Origin of the sequence: Pseudoalteromonas sp. NZS127_1, from assembly GCF_015864295.1 — a bacterium.
GTDB classification, from domain to species: domain Bacteria; phylum Pseudomonadota; class Gammaproteobacteria; order Enterobacterales; family Alteromonadaceae; genus Pseudoalteromonas; species Pseudoalteromonas arctica.
This window is the reverse complement of sequence record NZ_JADYXO010000027.1, coordinates 26,658-45,142: the sequence shown is the minus strand read 5'-3', so window position 1 is coordinate 45,142 and position 18,485 is coordinate 26,658. Positions and strand designations below refer to the sequence as shown.

Here is an 18,485-nt window from a genome sequence, read left to right as displayed (position 1 = left end):
TTAAATCCAGAGAAAAAAGAAGCAATGCGGGCGGCATAAAATTTAATTTGATGCGACAACTAACTTGAAAAACTCCGTTGACCAAGAAATTAAATAACTAGAAGCGTTTAGCTCTAAGAAGGTTAAATACGGTCTTTAAGCTTAAAATGGGAGGTGGTATTTTCAAGTAAAACTAGCTCTAATCTTTAAATCTAAACTCCGAGTTTATTTATCCGTTGTAGACGCTGAGCTTGCTCGCGTGAGAAGCGCCAGCTTCTAATCACTGTATCTACTCAAGCCCACTTAACCCTTTTCTAAAGCTGCTCTTTAATATTACCTATGTTATTTTAAACGCCTTGTTTAAAAGGATATTGCAGTATGTTTAAAACCCTATTTATTACGTTATTTTTTATTTTTAGCGCTATTTGTATTTCCAGCGCACAAGCCAACGAAGCTAATAACTCACTTATGGTAGGTGCGCAGCAATATGCTAAATATTTACCGCAGTTAAAAAATAAAAGCGTAGGGCTGGTAGTTAATCAAACATCAACGGTAGGGCAAACTCACTTAGTCGATGCGCTGCTGACTAAAAATATTAATATAACTAAAATTTTTGCACCTGAGCATGGCTTTCGTGGCGATCATGATGCGGGCGCACATGTAAAAAATGCCGTTGATGGTAAAACTGGTATTCCGCTTATTTCTATTTACGGTAAAAATAAAAAACCAAGCCAAGCTGCTTTAGCCGATGTTGATGTCATTGTTTTTGACATTCAAGATGTAGGCGTGCGTTTTTATACCTACATAAGCTCTATGCACTACATGATGGAAGCCGCTGCAGAGCAGGGGATAGAATTTTTAGTACTCGACAGACCCAATCCAAATATTGCCTACGTTAATGGGCCAATATTAGAGCCAGAATTTAAATCGTTTGTAGGCATGCACCCAATTCCTGTTTTACACGGCATGACCGTTGGCGAACTTGCCAAAATGATCAAAGGCGAGGGCTGGATCAATAAAGCACCCGATTTAAAATTAACTGTGATCCCTGTTGATCATTACACTCGCAAAAGTACTTACAGCTTGCCGGTAAAACCCAGCCCTAATTTACCTAACGATCAGGCCATTGCACTTTACCCATCACTTTGCTTTTTTGAAGCAACGCCCGTAAGTATTGGTAGAGGCACCGATTTTGCGTTTCAAGTAATAGGCTATTCGCCAGTTGCATTAGGTGATTTTAATTTTACGCCGCGTGCAATTAAAGGTGCGGCTTTAAATCCTAAATTTAAAAACCAAACCGTACAAGGGCTCGATTTAAGACAGGCAAATATCACAGGCCTAAACTTAACTTACTTAATAAATGCGTACACGGAGCTTAGTAAAAGCAACATCTCGTTTTTTGAGCGCGCTGACTTTATGGATAAACTAGCGGGTACTAATAAATTGCGCTTAGCTATTGAAGCAGGGCAATCAGAGGCGCAAATAAAACAAAGTTGGCAGGCGGGGCTTGCGCAATTTAAAGCGCAAAGAGCGCCTTACTTGTTATATAAATAAGGGCTAAGCATGTTTATTGCTTTAAAAAATCAAAGGTGTAGTTATATAAAAAAAGCATTTATAGCGGCGTTAAGCTTTATTGTTGTGGGTTGTAGTACACCACCTGAGCCTATTAGCTCAGTGCTACCACTTACAAAGAGCCAACTTGTAGAGCTGCCTAATGCACAAGTGGTTGTAACGTTTCCTGAGGTAAATCCAAGTAGCCGGTTTTATGTAAATAACCGAGGGACGTTTAAAGCTTACAAAGGGCGCGGGCAATTATTGATACAAAACCATAACGCACAAAGCGCCGATATTTACATTAATAATCAAAAGCTCGACGTTAAACAACTAAGCGCCAACACCTTATACAATTACAGCTTGGCAAAAAATACTCACAACGGCGTTAATACTTTTAAAGTTGAAAATATTCTCCCTATTGGCGCAAGTTTAACGCTGCGTTTTGCATTTCCTACTTTAAGCGACGATCCAATAAAAAGCATAGATTTTAGCGAAGTGGACGCATTAATAAATCGCGATGTAAAAGCGGGTTTTCCTGGGGCTGTGTTGGCTGTTGTTAAAAATGGCGAGCTAATAAAGTTAACTGCTTATGGCGATGCAAAGCAATATCAGCAAAGTGATTTAATGCTGTTACGCCCGGAGCCAATGCAAACTAATACCTTGTTTGATTTAGCCTCAAACACCAAAATATTTGCCACCAACTTTGCACTTATGAAATTAGTAAGCGAAGGGTTATTAAATATTAATAAACCCGTACAAAGCTACCTAAGCGAATATAAAGGCGAAGGGCGCTCACAACGCACAGTAAAAGATTTACTTACACACAGCGCCGGATATCCGCCAGTATTTGACTTTCACCGTAAAGATGGCAGCAATGGCGACGCGTTTTATTCGCTAAATAGTAAAACCACCAAACAGCTATTACTTACCAGCGTGCCTTTTAGCAGTGAATCATCTGGGCAGCCTATTTATTCAGATATTGATTACATGATTTTAGGCGTACTAATTGAGCGTATCACTGGGCAGCCCCTTGACCAATACCTAGAGCAGCACGTGTATGCGCCACTAAAATTAACTAACACGTTATTTAATCCACTTAAAAAAGGCTTTAAGCCGCAGCAATTTGCAGCCACCGAGCTTAGCGGCAACACACGAGACGGGCGTATTAAGTTTGATAATATTCGCACCACTGTTTTACAAGGCCAAGTGCATGACGAGCGCGCTTACTACTCGCTTGATGGCGTAGCAGGGCATGCGGGGCTATTTAGTAACGCTCATGACTTAGCCGTGCTTTGCCAGCTATTATTAAATAATGGTGGCTACGGCGACCAACAATTATTTAGTGCAAGCGCCTTAGCGCAATTTTTAACGCCGCAATCAAGCGACGAAACCTACGGGCTTGGCTTTAGGCTTGCTGGTAACAACCAAGCAAGGCGCTGGCATTTTGGCCCTTATGCAAGCGCGCAGGCTTATGGACACACAGGTTGGACGGGGACAGTGACCGTAATTGACCCCGCTTACGACTTAGCTATTGTTTTACTTACCAATGCTCGCCATAGTGCAATTAAAGGCTCGCTAAAGCGTTACGAATTTACAGGCAAACAATTTGAAACCGCACAGTACGGATCGGTAGTGTCGCTTATTTATGAAGCACTACTAAATCAATAAGCTATCGTATAGGTTAAAACGTACTAACTGTGCCACCTTAAGTGATTTATTTACAGGTGACTTGAGTAAGCCAATCCATTAAGCTAAGCGGTCTATAAAACTAAGCCGGTTTATGTTGTTAGGCTTAACAAATAAGCGTTAAAACGCGTACAAAGCGAGGCTACTCGCTAATAATTAAGGTTAACTTTTTATGCATTGGTATTCTATTTTACCGCCGCTAATTGCGATTGCTATCGTGTTTTGGCGAAAAGAAGTGATTATGGCGCTACTTGTTGCCGTTGCTTCTTCTGAGTTTTTACTCGCCTTGCAGGGCGAAGGTAATAGCTTGTTTGATACTTTTTTAAATACCATTGAACGTATTATTTCGGTTGCCAGCTCGCCAGGTAATACACGCATATTAATATTTAGTATTTTAATTGGTGCACTGCTTGCCTACATTCGCGAATCTGGCGGCGTTGCAGCAACTGTTAATATGCTAATGAACAAAGGCATTGCAAAAAGTAAGCGCCAAGTGGGCTTTTTAACCATGTTTACCGGTATAGCGGTATTTATAGAATCTAACCTGAGCGTACTTACCTCGGGTATTTTATCGCGTGGCTTATTCGACAAATTTAAAATGAGCCGAGCGCGTTTAGCGTATATTATTGATAGCACCAGTGCGCCAGTGTGTATTTTAATACTGCTTAACGGCTGGGGCGCATTTGTACTTGGTTTGTTAGGTAATTACGAGCTAGGTGAGTCGGCCGTATCGGTATTATGGGGCAGCGTAGGGTATAACTTTTACGCCATAATTACCCTTGTCATTGTTTTTTACACCATCGCGTTTGATAAAGTGCACGGCCCTATGAAAGAAGCCGAAGAAAAACTAGAGCTTCAAACAACCGACTTAAAAGATGAAATAAAAGCCTCTAAAGCGCGTTACATGTTAATCCCGCTTATTACGCTCATTACCAGCATGGTTGGCTTTATGTATTACACCGGTAATGGTGTGTTGGCAGAGGGTAGTGGCTCTAAGTCAGTATTGTACGCAACGGTTTTAGCCATTGTTGTCGCTTACTTTTTAATGATTGGTTCTCGTAAATTTACGCACCATCAATTAGTTGATACCGGTTTTAAAGGTATGGGCGAATTAATGCCACTGGTCGCCATTGTACTGCTTTCGCTTACACTTGGCGCAAGCTTAAAAGAGTTGGGTACTGGCGTATTTGTAGCGTCACTTGTTGGCGACTACCTACCTATTTACTTAATAGTACCTGTGCTGTTTTTAACCGGTGCGGTAATGTCGTTTACTACAGGTACATCGTGGGGCACGTTTGCTATATTAATCCCAATTGGTGTGCCACTTATTCAAGCGCTAGGTTTACCGCCATCGCTTGTTGTTGGTGCTATTTTGGGTGGTGGTATATTTGGCGATCATTGCTCGCCTATATCCGACACCAGCGCTGTATCGGCTATTGCATCGGGGTGTGACTTACTCACCCACGTTAAAACGCAGCTACCGTATGCCTTATTCGGTGGTGGCCTTACGTTTTTAGCGTACTTAATAACAAGCATTATTGTTTTATAAAATACGATAGTTTAAATAGTTAAAAGCCTGCTTAATTGCAGGCTTTTTTGTTTTCAAAATAAATAAAGCTAATTAATATAGAGCCAAGCAATACCAAACTAAAAGGCTCTATAGTTATTAGAAAAACTATTTAATTATAGACTTAAGTACCCGTATTTATATTTTTTAGGTTATTGTATAGCATGAGCTTTAAGCTTTTTGTTAGCTATAAATTCTTACTTTTTAATACCAATTCGCTTAATTAAGTGATCTATTTTGAGGCTGGAAAAACGTGTTGATAGCTAGGCAAAAAAATCGCTATTTAGTTGTTCTAAATGAGAATTTTTTAACGCCGGTAGCGACACGTTTAGCCCCGTAAAATGATTAAGTATTATTGCGGATTGGTATAACTCATATAAGGCTGTAAATCCACACTATGTTTGCAATTGATAATATCATTCTTGTTAGTGCCATATTAATTTTACTAGGAGTGATCTCGAGCAAGTTATCTGCACGCGTTGGCTTGCCTGTGTTAGTACTATTTTTACTTGTAGGTATGCTCGCAGGTGAAGACGGTATTGCAGGTATATCATTCGACAACGCAGAGGCCGCACATGCTCTGGGTACCCTCGCGCTTGCCATTATTCTATTTGATGGCGGCTTACAAACGCCTACCAGTTCAATTAAACAAGTGTGGAAACCCGCGTCTGCTTTAGCAACCGTCGGTGTGTTATTTACCGCTGTAATTACAGGCCTTGTGGCCACTTATATTTTAGACCTGCCCATATTACAAGGTGTTTTACTGGGTGCCATTGTTGGCTCTACAGATGCTGCAGCAGTGTTTGCGCTTTTACGAAGTGCGGGTATTCACTTAAATAAAAAGCTTAAATCTACCCTTGAAATAGAAAGTGCCTCGAACGATCCAATGGCTATTTTTCTAACGGTTGGTTTGTTAGAAATGCTCGTTAATGACATGCCAATAGGGATGGAGTTACTGCAGTTATTTGCTCAGCAAATGGGTGTAGGCGCTATTTTTGGTCTTTTAATCGGTAAAGTATCGGTTTGGTTTATTAATCGAATTAAGTTAAATGCATCGGGTTTATATTTAGTCATGGTAACCGCATTCGGACTCCTCTCTTTTGGTCTTTCTGCAACGCTGGGCGGCAGTGGATTTTTAGCGGTATTTATAACGGGTGTTATTTTAGGTAACAGCAAATTTGTATATAAACGCGGTATTTTTCTGTTTCATGACGGCTTAGCATGGCTTGGGCAAATAACCATGTTTGTTGTATTAGGGCTCCTTATTAACCCATCGTCATTGGTTGATGTATGGTTAGAAGGATTGCTTATTGCACTGGCACTTATTTTTGTTGCTCGCCCATTAGCTGTAGCGCCTATTTTAAAACTGTTTGGCTTTAATAATCGCGAAACTTTGTTTGTATCTTGGGTTGGCCTTAGAGGCTCAGTACCCATTATTTTAGCTATATTCCCATTACTATTTGGCCTTTCAGGGGCAGAGCTTATTTTTAATGTGGTTTTTTTCGTGGTGTTAATTTCAGCCACGTTACAGGGTTCAACAATGCCTTGGATGGCTAAAAAACTAAATTTAGTAGAGCCGCCACCTGATCTCGCTGCTGCAACGCTCGAAATCACAGCACTAAACGATATTGATATAGAAATTGTAGAATACACTTTAAGTGACGTTTCGCGGGTTTCTGGGCGCAGCTTGTCACATGCTGCACTTCCTGAAAGTGTGGTTGTTGCTATGATCACTCGGGGTCCGTCAATCATACCGCCAAGAGGCTCAACTAAGTTAAAAGCAAACGATCATTTATTTGTTGTTTTAAAACCAGATAACAGGCCTTTTGTTGATTTAGTTTTTACAGCAACCGATAAAACAAACCATCAAGATAGCCACTTAGCGCACAACGAACTTAAAGTGAAAGGAGTAACGTTGGTAGGTGATATATTTTACTCTTATCACATGCATATAGACGCCCCAGAAGAGATAAGCTTGGAAGAAGTGATTAACCAAAAGCTTTCAGGAGAAGTCAGTAAAGGCGATATTGTTGTTATTGGTAATGTGCAAATACGCGTTATAACCATGGTACATACACGCATAGTTACTATTGGCTTAAAGTATTTAAACAATCCAGAAAAGCGACTTTTAAAACCGTAATTATTTACAATGATTTATTAAGTGGTGACAGCTCGCTTTTAGCTATGTAAATACTATCTCTTCTAACCAGCCTCAAGCTTTCTTTAAACTACTTGAGGCTGATATCTAGTTTTTTTCTTCACAACACCAAACAGATGTGTTGGGTTGATTAACACGAAACCCAACTCCTTTTTATTGCTCTAAAGCCCCATCCTATCTTCTTAATTTAATTAGTAGTTTTACTAATTTCTCATACTGTAACCATATTTCAGGGTTCTCTTTGTGAGTTCGACGATAGAAAATATATGCCTCGTACCTATGGTAACTATTAATTATTTCCTGACCTGATAGTGAGTTTAACGCTTTTATCTCATATGCCTTCAAATCCACTCCTGTAGCTAGCTGCTCATATTTATTCAGAATATGGTGAAGGGTTTCTTTAATATCGGATAAATTTACGACTTCCCTAACCTCATTAGCATGGAGCTTACCTGGGTATTTATTATTAAACTTAATAAGATACGGGATAACTTCTTGATGAAACTTCCCCCAATACTCTAAGGTTGATTTGATTCTCTCTTTTCTTGAGTTAACTATATAAATATAAATACCAAAAAGAAATGAGCATCCAGTAAACAGTACAGCGATTACTTTACTTATTTCTATGATGTAATTTAATTCCATTTTGATTACTCCGTGCAATTATTTTAATCTTAGCTAAATATTAGGTTAAGTTAGATATAACTAAGCCCCACATTGCCTAACCCCAACTCCCGCATGTTTAAGCGCTATAATTTGCCCCTTACCGTTATGCGCCATAGCGAGCATATCACCCGTATTTAGACCACTTTCTACCGCATGCTTACCCTTTAAATCACTTAACAGCGAATGCTTAATTTGCACTAGCACCTCGTCATTACAGCTGGCTATGTACCAGTCGTTGTCGACCTTCACGAGTGTGCCGTATTCTACAATGCGTTGTTGGTGGCGACGTAAATCGTTAGCTAATTGACTGTCGAGCGCGTGCTTTTGCTCTTTAATAGAGCTTGCGTAGCTGCCTGCTTGGTTTATTTCGTGTGTTTTAATAATTGAATAGTCGTGAATGTCTATAGTTTTAAATACGCTGTTAAGTACGGTTTTAGGTGCAGTATTTATTATGTCGTTATTATCAAACACAATAAAGGAGAACACACCAAGCGCACAGGCAAGGCTGGTTAGTTGTAGCGTAAAACTAAGCCTTGTGGGCTTTTTAGGCTTTATATGTGTGGCTTTTTTGAGTAGCGCTTTTTGCTGGGCAGCGCTGAGTGTAGTGCGTGCTTTTCGCTCTTTGTAGTGTTGTGTGAGCTTTTGATCGAACGGCTCATCAGGCTTGTTCATTGCTTGCTCCTAATAAACGTTTAAGGTTTTGTTTGGCGTAGCGCAGCCTTGTTTTAATGGTTTCAGCATTGCTATGCGTTATAAGTTCTATGTCGGTGAGCGAAAAGCCTTCTTGTTGTAATGTTATGGCTTCGCGCTGTACAAAGCTAAGTTGTTTTAGGGCGGCGTCGAATGCGTCATAACTTATGTTTGAGCTGCCTATATGCGAGTCACCACTAGTTAAGTCACTGCTATTTAAGTCGCTTTCGCTTTTATGATTTTGTGCTGGTAAGTGCGTGCTTTCGTCAAGCTCTACAAAGTGCTGTTGCTTGCGGTATTCGTCAATGAGTGTGTTGCGGGCAAGTTTAAATAACCACGCTTTGGGTGTGGTTTGTGCTTGGTAAAGGTGGCGTTTTTCGATTACTTTTAGCCATGTTTGTTGGCTTACGTCGTATGCTAAATGCGTATTAGATTGCGTAATAAGGTAGTGGTATAAGTCGTTACTGTAGAGGGCAATAAGCTGCTCTAAGTAACGATTGTCGCCACTTTTTGCGTAACTTGCCATGCAGTCCTTGCTTGGCGTTTCAAATAACCATGACTTAATACTTAGTAGCATAGGCTCATCGCTTTTATTGTTGTAATTTGAAGTCGAGTTGTACGGTTTGACCTGTTTGTAATTGTGCCACACCTTCAATTACTTTGGGGCGATATTTCCAGCGTTTAATAGCTCTTATTGCTTCGCGGTCAAAGGTGCGTTTTGGCTCGGCGTTAATAACTACTGGGTCGATTACTTCCCCTGTTGGCGAAATACTAAAGCTTAGTTGTACCCAACCTTCAATGCCATCGCGCGCGGCTGTGGTTGGGTATTTAGGGTTTATGCGCACTATGGGTGTTGCATCCCCTGTTGGGCGATTAATGGTGTTATTTATGTCGCCACCAAAATCGTCAATCATCACTGGCGTAAAGTCGCTAATTGCAAGCACAGGATCGGCTGATGTATCAAGCGGTGGAGCTTTTGGCGGCACTTTAGGCATTGGCGGTGGCGGCTGTATTTTTTGTATATGCCTTAGCTTTGAATCCTCAGGCGCTTGAAAAATCTCTACTATAATATCGTCCCCAGGTTTAACCGGTGCGCGTTGCTCGCCACTTATTAAATATTGCATAAACGCAAAAGCTGCAAAGGTCATTACTGCACCGCCAATAACGGCGGTTGATGTTTTAATAAATACTGGGTTGTTAGGTACTTCAAGTGTGTGCATAAGCCGCTCCAAATTTTATTGATCACAACAATTAGGGTGTTTTCAAAGCTATAACGGGTGGCAAATCAAAAAGGGGTGAAATAATTTTATAAAAAATGTGGGGTTTAGTTACAATAGCCATTCGCAAATATTAAAACTTACATTTTTAGGCTGTTATGCAACTCATTGAAATAAATAAAGCGCGTTACCGTAAACATTTAAACCGTGTTATTGCAGGGTGTGGTATTGGTTTAGCTGTAGGCAGCTTGGCTATATCGCAAACGCTAATTGCTTTATTTCCTGATGAAAGTGGTAGCCATTTTCATTGGAACTTAATAGGTGTTGCTATTACTAGCGTTGGGCTTGCGTGGTTACTTAATAAATACCGTACACATAGTTTTATGACAGAAGTTGTTTATGTGTGGGAGCTTAAAAAAGCACTTAATAAAATAACCCGCAAAATGGCTAAGTTAAAAGCAGCAGGGCGCGAGGGTAATGCCGATGCGTTATTAGCGATTCATTATAGTTACGCAGGCTCTCGGTTATTGTGGCAGCTAGACGATAATCTAATCACCATGGACGATTTAGCCATTAAACAAGCTGAGCTTGAATCTGTTGCAGCGCAACATAACGTAACGCTTAACGTTGAAGATTACGACGCAAGTATTTTAAAACAGTTTTAAAGTTTAGGTTTTTAAATTAGTTAGAGGAGCCTTAATGAAAAAAATACTCATAGTGTGTTTAGGTAATATTTGCCGCTCGCCAACCGCAGAAGCGGTATTAAAAGCCCGTGCTAAAAAACTAGGCGTTAACGTTAAAGTTGATTCGGCAGGGACTATTGGTTACCACGAAGGTAAAACGCCTGATAGCCGCTCAATGGCAGCAGGCGAAAAACGTGGTTATAGCTTTAAAGGTATTTGTTCACGTAAAGTACGCAGTAGCGACTTTACTGAGTTTGATTTGATTTTAGCGGCCGATACGCAAAACTTAGCTGATTTAAAAGCCCAGTGCCCTGAGCATTTACGCTACAAGCTGGCGCTATTTTTAGAATATGGCGAGCAAACCCAAAGCGCTATTCCTGATCCTTATTACGGCGGCGATGATGGCTTTGAAAATGTGCTCGATTTAATTGAAGCGGCTAGCGATAAAATACTCGCTAAAATTTAATCCCTATTTTATTACTAAAGCTAAATTTAACGAGCTTTTTGTCGTATTGCACAGTGTCCCTAAAGTAAGTACATTTTATGCTTACTCAAAGGGAACTTTATGAAAATAAAAATATTACTACTCACTTTATCTATCGCTTCTTGTTCTACTTTTGCTAACGATGTTAGTTTTTCGATTGGGGGTGGCTATCCTTATTTAGTTATTCCTGAAGTGTCTTTGTCGGCTAACGACGACACACAACGCTGGTATGCAAACTACAAAATAGGCCTTGATGATGGTTTTTCAGCAGGTTTTGAACAAGCGGTTAGCGATAATAAAAAACATGCTTTTGGCGCGCTTGTGGGCGCTATTGGTGCAAGAGATACAGACCAAGAGTGTGAAAGTTCAACTAATGATGTAGCAACTGACTTTGCTAATACGCTAGGTTGTGTAATTGGCGGTATTTTTGATGAAGAAACAACAAACGGCATAGGGCTTACGTACAGTTATAACTTTAATGGACTGAACAGCGCTGGTTTTAGATTAGAGCTAGATGTGGGCTATGGCAAAACAAGCGACAGCAACGAAAAAAGAGCCGATGGCGGTATTAGCGTAAGTTACGAATTTTAACTACGTGAGTTTTGTATTAGTTAGTTTTAAAAAAGGCGCATAAAGCGCCTTTTTTAATGAGTCGCTTTTAGTGACGGTTAATTTTAAAGTCGAGTTGTACCTGAGAAATAGCGCTAACGGGTTTACCATTTTCGAACTTTGGTGCGTAACGCCATTGCTCAACAGCTGCTTGGGCTGACTTTTCAAATGCGTTGCCACCTTCAGAACTAAGCACTTTTAGGTTTTTTACAAAGCCTGCGGTGTCTACCTCAAACTCCATAACAACGCTACCATCGGTACTAAATCGGGCTTTATGCGCTGGATATTTAGGATTAACACGATAGAGAGGTGTTTGCTCTTGTGATTCTTTCCATGGCACCATTTGAGCGATAGCTAGGCAATGTTTAGTTGCTTCCTCGCTTTTACCTTGTTTTTCGTACAGACCCACAAGTTTTGAATGAGCAGTTAGCTCAGCACTGTGATCAAAGCTTAAGTTATCGTCAAATGCAGTAACTATATTATTTAAGCGCTCAATTGCTCGGTTATATTTTTTACTACCTTCGGCAAATGAGGCTATTAAAAAATTGGCTTTAATTTGTTCTACCGAGCTACTCGGAATATTTTCACGGTAGTATTCGTCGGCTTCTTCTAGGTAGTTTTTAGCTACGCGATATTTTTTAGAGCTAAACTTTTTAGCAAGCAGCGTTGCCGCTTCTAGTTTCATGTCGGCTACAAACTTAGGCTTATTTTGTGTTTTAGCTATTTCAATTACTTGTTCTAAAAAGTTAGCTGCTTTGTAAGCTGATGTTGTGTAGTTAGCTTGGCCGAGTAGTGCATCAATTGTTTCTATTGATAGTTTACCGTGGTTTGCAGCTAAAATAGTATGGGCTTCGTTATAGAGTGCAAAACGCTGTTCGTTTAGCTCATCGCCGTAGCCTTTTATTGCTTTAGCGTAATTAATAGCTAAGTTGGCAGTATTGTCGTCGCTTTTACCGTAAACGGCTTTACCTGATGTGTAAGCAAGTTTGGCAGTTTGTTGTACGTTTTTGTCTGCTTTAACTGCTGCTAAATAGCTTTGGTATGCTTGGCTAAATACCGTTTGAGGATCGCTTGCTTGGCTGGCGAGTGCTGTAGTACTTAAAGTTGTTGCGCTTAGAGCAGATAAACTTAAGCCTATAAATAAAGCGAGTTGCTGACGTTTCATAATAATCCCTATTAACTTTTAAATTGAAACTAGGTTGACGTAATTACAACAGTTTCTTATTAATATAATTTTTGACTGAATGGTAAAACTACTTAAAGGCGTTCAAAATACAGTTCAGCTTGAGTTGTTGCATTTACAGGTTTTCCATTTTTAAACTTTGGAGCGTAACGCCATTGTTTAACAGCGGCTATCGCTGATTTTTCAAACGCTTTAGAACCTTCAGAACTAATAACCTTAGGATTTTTCACAAAGCCATGGGTATCAACAGTAATCTCTAATATAACTATTACATGACTTTTAGTTTCACCGCGAGGGTATATAGGCTCGGTTATGTAGAGTGGATTTTGCTCTGAGGTATTTTTCCAGTGCGTATTTTTAGCAAAGGCTAAGGCGTGTTTAGTCGCTTTATCGCTTTCATCTTGTTTTTCATATAGCTGAACTAAGCCAACATGCGCATTAAGCTCAAAGCTTTGATCTAAATTTTTATATTTATCAAATAAGCCAACTATACGCTTTAGCCTTTTAGTTGCTTTGTCGTAATCTTTACGGCCACTCTCAAATGAAACCATTAAAAGGTCAGACTTTATACGCTCTACTGCATTATCAGGTAGCTGGGCTTGGTAATATTTATCTGCATCTTGAGCGTATTTTTTCGCTAAAGAATATTCGCTATGGCTAAACCCATAAAGTAATGTTTCTGCAGCTTCAAATTGCATATTAGCGACAAGGCCAGGGTCATTTTGTAATTCAGCGATTTTAATGAGTTGCTTAAAGTTTTTGACTGCGGTATCTGATTTATTCGTATGAGTGGCTTTGGCTAGTAGCGTATCCATAGTCTCTATTGAGTTTTCGCCATAGTTTTTAACTAAAATACGGTGGGCCTGTGAATACAAATCAAACCGTTTCTCTTCATTACCATACCCTATAGCCACAAGGTTCTTTGCAACATAACTGTTGATGGCTTTAGCGTAGTTAATAGCAAGCTTTGCCGTTTCATTGCTATTTTCTCCATATAGAGCGAGCCCTTTTTGATAAGCAAGTTGTGCTTCTTTTTCAGCTTGTTCTTTGGCTGCAACGAATGCTGAGTCAGTTTCTTCGGCGTTTGCAGATACAACTTGAATGCTATTTACTTGGTTTGCGAAAGTGTAGTTAGCAAAGGCTAATAAGCTTAATCCTATTGATATGGCGAGCTGTTGGTGCTTCATAATAATCCCTATTATTTATTAGCCCATAAAATTACCAAAACTATCAAGGTCTGTCATTATTTTAGGTAAATTAAAGTAAACAAGCGAAGTTGTAATATTCGGGTTATTAATTGCTTAACAATCATTGAAAATAACGCCTGTCGTCGCCATATAATTGCCATAAACAGTCTTGTACTACGGTGTATTTATCCTATTTTGTGATATTATCACTTTATTGTCGTGTCGTAGTTATTTAAATATTTGGATTTGTCGTGGCGCAAGTAAGAGCAAGAGTCCAGCTTAATGTTGGCAGAAATAGTGATATCCCTGCAGAAATAATCTCATTTACTGATTTAAAAGATGGCAAAGAACATATTGCTATGGTGTTTAACAACGCTGATACAGAGCAAGATGTACCGCTTATTCGTATGCATTCTGAGTGTTTAACAGGTGATGTATTTTACTCATCGCGTTGTGATTGCGGCGAGCAGCTAAACGAATGTATTGAAATGATGCACGAGCAAGGCGGTATTTTATTATATTTACGCCAAGAAGGCCGTGGCATAGGTTTATACAACAAAATTGATGCTTACGTATTGCAATCGCAGGGTATGAACACCTACGAAGCTAATAATCATTTAGGCTTTGCTGATGATTTACGTGACTTTTCGGATGCGGTATTAATGCTTAATGCGCTTAATTTAAGCCACGTTAAATTAATGACCAATAATCCTAAAAAGCTTAACGCATTAAAAGATGCCGGTATTAATGTTGACTCGGTTGTGGGCACGCATGCGCACATTAAAGCGGGTGTTGCGGGTAACAAGTCGTACCTAGAAACAAAAATTAAGCATGGCGCGCATATGTTAGATATTAAGAAAATTAAAAAACCTTAATCATTTAATTACGTTTCGTCTATTAATACCCCCTCACGCCAAGTTATACTTGGCGTGTTTCGTTTTAAATTAAGAGCAAGTATGTCTACACAATTACGAATTTTTAAAGCCGATGCAGGGCTAAAGTGGTTAAAAGCCGGATGGCTTATTTTTAAAACCCAGCCAGCAACCTTTATTTTTATGCATTTATTTATTGGCATTGTAGGGCTGCTGTCTTTATTTTTACCTTTACTGCAAGTTGTGGCAGCGTTAGCTACGCCATTTTTAACCGCAGGGTTTTACCAAGCGGTGCTTAGTAAGCAGCAAGGCGGAAAGATTATGCTTGCCGATATCCTCAAGCCATTTACGGCTAAGGGAAATCGTTTAGGGTTATTACGTTTAGCGCTTTACCAAATGGGTGCGGGCATTTTAATGGCGTTACTTGCTAATGGCTTATTTGCCGATGCGGTGGCTGTTATGAGCCAACCAGGACTTGATCCAAACGTAGCACTTGATCAAATGCTTGATAGTATTTCGGGCGCGAATGTTATTTTGTTTTTTATGGCAATGCTAATTTACTTAACAGCGTTTGCTTACGCTGTACCGCTTGTTTATTTTAGTAAAGAAACACGCATTTTAACGGCACTTAAAAAATCGTTAATGGTGTTTTATCATAACATTTTGCCACTTGGCGTTTTTGGCCTTATTTGCGCATTATTTATGGCGCTTTCGATGTTCTTATCGTTCTTACCACTGTTGATTTTAATGCCGATTTGCTACATTAGCTTTTTTGTATCTTATCAAGCCATTTTTATGCCTGTTGTACCACCAAGTGACGACATTAATGTTAAGCCACTTAGCAGTGAAACAAGCGGGCGTTTTGACGCTTAATGGATGATAAATTAAAGCAAAAGCTAAAAAACTATGTACTTTGGTTACTAGGGCGCCAAGAATATTCGCGTCGTGAGTTAACGCTTAAGCTACAGCAAAAAGAAGCTACAGAAGAGTTTATTGAAACGCTGCTTGATTGGTGCGAAAAGCATAATTTTATTAACGAGCAGCGATACTGTGAAGGCTTTGTAAGAAAACACATATTTAAATGCCACGGGCTTAAGCGAATACAAAGCGAAGCTATGGGCAAAGGGATTGATCGTTCGCTACTTGAATTAGTAGTAGAGGAGCTTGAAGTAGATTGGTTTGAGCTTGCGCAGGATGCGTACAATAAAAAATATTCGAATACACCGGCCGATCTCGATTACAAAGACAAAGCTAAGCGCGTGCGCTACTTAATGTATCGGGGTTTTAGCTACGATGAAATTAATTTTGCAATGCAAGCACAGTAAATACAGGTGAGACTTTCAAATGCAGCACATGACTACCGCACAAATTAGGCAACAGTTTTTAGACTTTTTTGCCAGCAAACAACACCAAGTTGTACCTTCAAGCTCGCTTATTCCGGGTAATGATGCCACGTTGTTATTTAACAATGCCGGCATGGTGCAATTTAAAGATGTATTTTTAGGCGCAGAAAGCCGCCCTTATACACGTGCGACTAGCTCGCAGCGCTGTGTACGTGCTGGCGGTAAGCATAACGATTTAGAAAATGTGGGCTACACTGCTCGCCACCATACATTTTTTGAAATGTTAGGTAACTTCAGCTTTGGTGATTACTTTAAGCAAGAAGCTATTAAGTTTGCATGGGAGTTTTTAACTGAAGAAGTAAAACTACCAAAAGAAAAGCTTTTAGTAACTATTTACCACGATGACGAAGAAGCGTTTGAATACTGGTCAAAAGACATTGGCTTATCTGAGGATCGTATTATTCGTATTGCTACCTCAGACAACTTTTGGTCTATGGGCGATACCGGTCCGTGTGGTCCGTGTTCTGAAATATTTTATGATCATGGCGAACACATTTGGGGCGGACCTCCGGGCTCTCCAGAGGAAGACGGCGACCGTTTCATCGAAATTTGGAACCTTGTATTTATGCAGTACAACCGTCAAAGCGACGGCACAATGTTGCCTCTACCTAAGCAATCTGTTGATACGGGAATGGGCCTTGAGCGTATTTCTGCTATTTTGCAGGGCGTGCATTCAAACTACGAAATCGATTTATTCCAAGGCTTAATTGCCGCTGCTGCAAGTGTTACTAATGCACAAGACATGGACGATAAATCACTACGTGTAGTAGCGGATCATATTCGTTCGTGTGCGTTTTTAATCTCAGACGGTGTTATGCCATCTAACGAAGGCCGTGGTTATGTACTACGCCGTATTATTCGTCGTGCTGTGCGCCACGGTAATAAGTTAGGTGCACAAGGTTCGTTTTTCTATAAATTAGTTGCTGCGCTAATTGAGCAAATGGGTCAAGCGTACCCTGAGCTTGCTAAGCAACAAGAAATTATTGAAAAAGTATTACGCATTGAAGAAGAACAGTTTGGTAAAACACTTGAGCGTGGCTTAGCTATTTTAGAAGAAAGCTTAAGCGACCTTAAAGGCGATATTATACCGGGTGACTTAGTATTTAAGCTTTACGATACGTATGGTTTCCCTGCTGATTTAACAGCCGATGTTGCGCGTGAGCGCCAGATGACAATTGATCATCGAGGCTTTGAAGAGTGTATGGCTGTACAACGTAAAACAGCGCAGCAAGCAGGTAAATTTGGTGCAGATTACAATGACCAATTAAAATCAGATAAACACACTGACTTTAAAGGTTACGACAGCACACATTATAGCGCGACCGTTATTGAAATTTTTGCCGGTGGCGAAGCTGTTCAGTTATTAGAAGATGGTCAACAAGGTATTGTAGTACTAGACCGCACACCGTTTTACGCTGAATCAGGCGGTCAAACGGGTGACACGGGTACTATTACAGTTGCTGGTGGCGAATTTAATGTTACTAATACCACTAAGCTTGGTAATGCTTTTGCTCACCACGGTACTGTACAAGGCCGTATTGGTGTTAATGACAAAGTTGACGCAACTATTGATGATACGCGCCGCGACAGCATTAAGAAAAACCACACAGCTACGCATATTTTACACGAAGCATTACGCCAATTATTAGGTGACCATGTAGGCCAAAAAGGCTCGCTTGTTCAGCCTGATCGTTTACGTTTTGACTTTTCGCATTTTGAAGCCGTAACTAAAGATGAGCTACGTGAAATTGAGCGTGTAGTTAATGACGAAATTCGTCGTAACTTTGCACTTAATACTGAGCTTATGGCTATTGATGATGCTAAAGCGAAAGGTGCTATGGCGTTATTTGGCGAAAAGTACGATGACGAAGTACGTGTAGTAACTATTGGTGACTATTCTATTGAGCTTTGTGGTGGTACGCACGTTGAGCGCGCTGGCGATATTGGCTTATTCAAAATAGTATCTGAAAGTGGTATTGCCGCAGGTGTTCGCCGTATTGAGGCCGTAACTGGCGCCGATGCAGTTGCTTACGTTAGCGAGCAAGAACAACAACTTAGCGATGTTGCAGCACTTGTAAAAGGCGATAGCGCATCGGTACTTGAAAAAGTAACTGCGTTGCTTGAAAAGTCAAAGAGCCTTGAAAAGCAAATTGCGCAGCTTAGCGATAAGCTAGCAAGTGCAGCTGGTGCATCACTTCTTGATTCAATAGTTGAAATTAACGGCGTTAAGTTACTTGTAGCTAACGTTGAAGGCACTGAATCTAAAGCGCTTCGCGGTATGGTTGATGACCTTAAAAACAAGATTGGCTCAGGTGTTATTGCACTGGGTGTTGCCAGTGGCGACAAAGTAAGCCTAATTGCCGGTGTAACTAAAGACTTAACAGGCAAAGTAAAAGCCGGTGAGTTAGTTAACCACATGGCAGGTCAAGTAGGTGGTAAAGGTGGCGGTCGTCCAGATATGGCACAAGCAGGTGGTAGTGAACCACAAAACCTTGCTGCTGCACTAGATAGCGTTACAGCTTGGTTAACTGAGCGTACTTAAGCCTA

17 protein-coding genes are annotated in these 18,485 nt (G+C 40.2%); 11 read left to right on the top strand and 6 right to left on the bottom strand.

Annotated elements, in window-relative coordinates:
• Positions 1 to 357: 357 nt before the first annotated feature.
• From I6F50_RS18195 to I6F50_RS18180, 4 genes are all read left to right on the top strand, one after another.
• Positions 358 to 1,533 (top strand): exo-beta-N-acetylmuramidase NamZ domain-containing protein, encoded by a 1,176-nt coding sequence (locus I6F50_RS18195; protein WP_197176934.1) that lies wholly within the window; start codon positions 358 to 360, stop codon positions 1,531 to 1,533.
• Between the two features lie 9 nt (positions 1,534 to 1,542).
• Positions 1,543 to 3,201, top strand: a complete 1,659-nt coding sequence (gene pbp4b, locus I6F50_RS18190) for a penicillin binding protein PBP4B (RefSeq protein ID WP_197176932.1) — start codon at positions 1,543 to 1,545, stop codon at positions 3,199 to 3,201.
• 190 nt (positions 3,202 to 3,391) lie between these two features.
• The gene (locus I6F50_RS18185; RefSeq protein WP_165740614.1) at positions 3,392 to 4,768 is read left to right on the top strand and encodes a Na+/H+ antiporter NhaC family protein; all 1,377 of its coding nucleotides are present in this window, start codon (positions 3,392 to 3,394) and stop codon (positions 4,766 to 4,768) included.
• A 415-nt stretch (positions 4,769 to 5,183) separates the two neighbouring features.
• Positions 5,184 to 6,926 carry a potassium/proton antiporter gene (locus tag I6F50_RS18180; RefSeq protein WP_197159788.1) on the top strand — a complete coding sequence of 581 codons (1,743 nt, stop codon included), beginning with the start codon at positions 5,184 to 5,186 and terminating at the stop codon, positions 6,924 to 6,926.
• Positions 6,927 to 7,118: 192 nt separating this feature from the next.
• On the opposite strand, the gene I6F50_RS18175 is transcribed toward I6F50_RS18180, so the two are convergent.
• Genes I6F50_RS18175 through I6F50_RS18160 form a run of 4 tightly spaced genes read right to left on the bottom strand, consistent with a single transcriptional unit; the run spans position 7,119 to position 9,520 of the window.
• Positions 7,119 to 7,589, bottom strand: a complete 471-nt coding sequence (locus I6F50_RS18175; protein WP_197176930.1) for a DUF4760 domain-containing protein — start codon at positions 7,587 to 7,589, stop codon at positions 7,119 to 7,121.
• Positions 7,590 to 7,649: 60 nt separating this feature from the next.
• Positions 7,650 to 8,282 carry a hypothetical protein gene (locus I6F50_RS18170; protein ID WP_197176928.1) on the bottom strand — a complete coding sequence of 211 codons (633 nt, stop codon included), beginning with the start codon at positions 8,280 to 8,282 and terminating at the stop codon, positions 7,650 to 7,652.
• Positions 8,269 to 8,877: a sigma-70 family RNA polymerase sigma factor gene (locus I6F50_RS18165; protein ID WP_165727234.1), complete on the bottom strand. Its 609-nt coding sequence runs from the start codon at positions 8,875 to 8,877 to the stop codon at positions 8,269 to 8,271. The genes I6F50_RS18170 and I6F50_RS18165 overlap by 14 nt, the downstream gene beginning before the upstream one ends.
• Before the next feature lie 13 nt (positions 8,878 to 8,890).
• A complete protein-coding gene (locus I6F50_RS18160) occupies positions 8,891 to 9,520 on the bottom strand; it encodes an energy transducer TonB (RefSeq protein WP_165727235.1) in 630 nt (209 codons plus the stop codon).
• Between the two features lie 155 nt (positions 9,521 to 9,675).
• Between I6F50_RS18160 and I6F50_RS18155 the strand changes: the two genes are divergently transcribed.
• From I6F50_RS18155 to I6F50_RS18145, 3 genes are all read left to right on the top strand, one after another.
• Positions 9,676 to 10,182, top strand: coding sequence for a DUF3087 domain-containing protein (locus tag I6F50_RS18155; protein ID WP_165727236.1), 507 nt, complete (start codon positions 9,676 to 9,678; stop codon positions 10,180 to 10,182).
• 34 nt (positions 10,183 to 10,216) lie between these two features.
• On the top strand, positions 10,217 to 10,666 hold the full coding sequence (locus I6F50_RS18150) for a low molecular weight protein-tyrosine-phosphatase (protein WP_165727237.1): 450 nt from the start codon (positions 10,217 to 10,219) through the stop codon (positions 10,664 to 10,666).
• 99 nt (positions 10,667 to 10,765) lie between these two features.
• Complete coding sequence (locus tag I6F50_RS18145; protein ID WP_197176926.1) at positions 10,766 to 11,275, top strand: hypothetical protein; 510 nt, start codon at positions 10,766 to 10,768, stop codon at positions 11,273 to 11,275.
• A 67-nt stretch (positions 11,276 to 11,342) separates the two neighbouring features.
• Here the strand turns inward: I6F50_RS18145 and I6F50_RS18140 are convergent, their stop codons facing one another.
• Both I6F50_RS18140 and I6F50_RS18135 read right to left on the bottom strand, forming a co-directional pair.
• Positions 11,343 to 12,458 (bottom strand): energy transducer TonB, encoded by a 1,116-nt coding sequence (locus tag I6F50_RS18140; RefSeq protein ID WP_197142704.1) that lies wholly within the window; start codon positions 12,456 to 12,458, stop codon positions 11,343 to 11,345.
• Between the two features lie 92 nt (positions 12,459 to 12,550).
• Entirely contained in the window at positions 12,551 to 13,663 is a 1,113-nt protein-coding gene (locus I6F50_RS18135) for an energy transducer TonB (RefSeq protein ID WP_197142705.1), read from the bottom strand.
• Positions 13,664 to 13,914: 251 nt separating this feature from the next.
• Between I6F50_RS18135 and ribA the strand changes: the two genes are divergently transcribed.
• From ribA to alaS, 4 genes are all read left to right on the top strand, one after another.
• A complete protein-coding gene (ribA, locus tag I6F50_RS18130; RefSeq protein WP_007583803.1) occupies positions 13,915 to 14,538 on the top strand; it encodes a GTP cyclohydrolase II in 624 nt (207 codons plus the stop codon).
• Between the two features lie 81 nt (positions 14,539 to 14,619).
• The gene (locus I6F50_RS18125; protein WP_197176924.1) at positions 14,620 to 15,408 is read left to right on the top strand and encodes a BPSS1780 family membrane protein; all 789 of its coding nucleotides are present in this window, start codon (positions 14,620 to 14,622) and stop codon (positions 15,406 to 15,408) included.
• On the top strand, positions 15,408 to 15,860 hold the full coding sequence (locus I6F50_RS18120; RefSeq protein WP_007583805.1) for a regulatory protein RecX: 453 nt from the start codon (positions 15,408 to 15,410) through the stop codon (positions 15,858 to 15,860). The genes I6F50_RS18125 and I6F50_RS18120 overlap by 1 nt, the downstream gene beginning before the upstream one ends.
• Before the next feature lie 19 nt (positions 15,861 to 15,879).
• Positions 15,880 to 18,480, top strand: coding sequence for an alanine--tRNA ligase (gene alaS, locus I6F50_RS18115; RefSeq protein ID WP_197176922.1), 2,601 nt, complete (start codon positions 15,880 to 15,882; stop codon positions 18,478 to 18,480).
• Positions 18,481 to 18,485 lie beyond the last annotated feature (5 nt).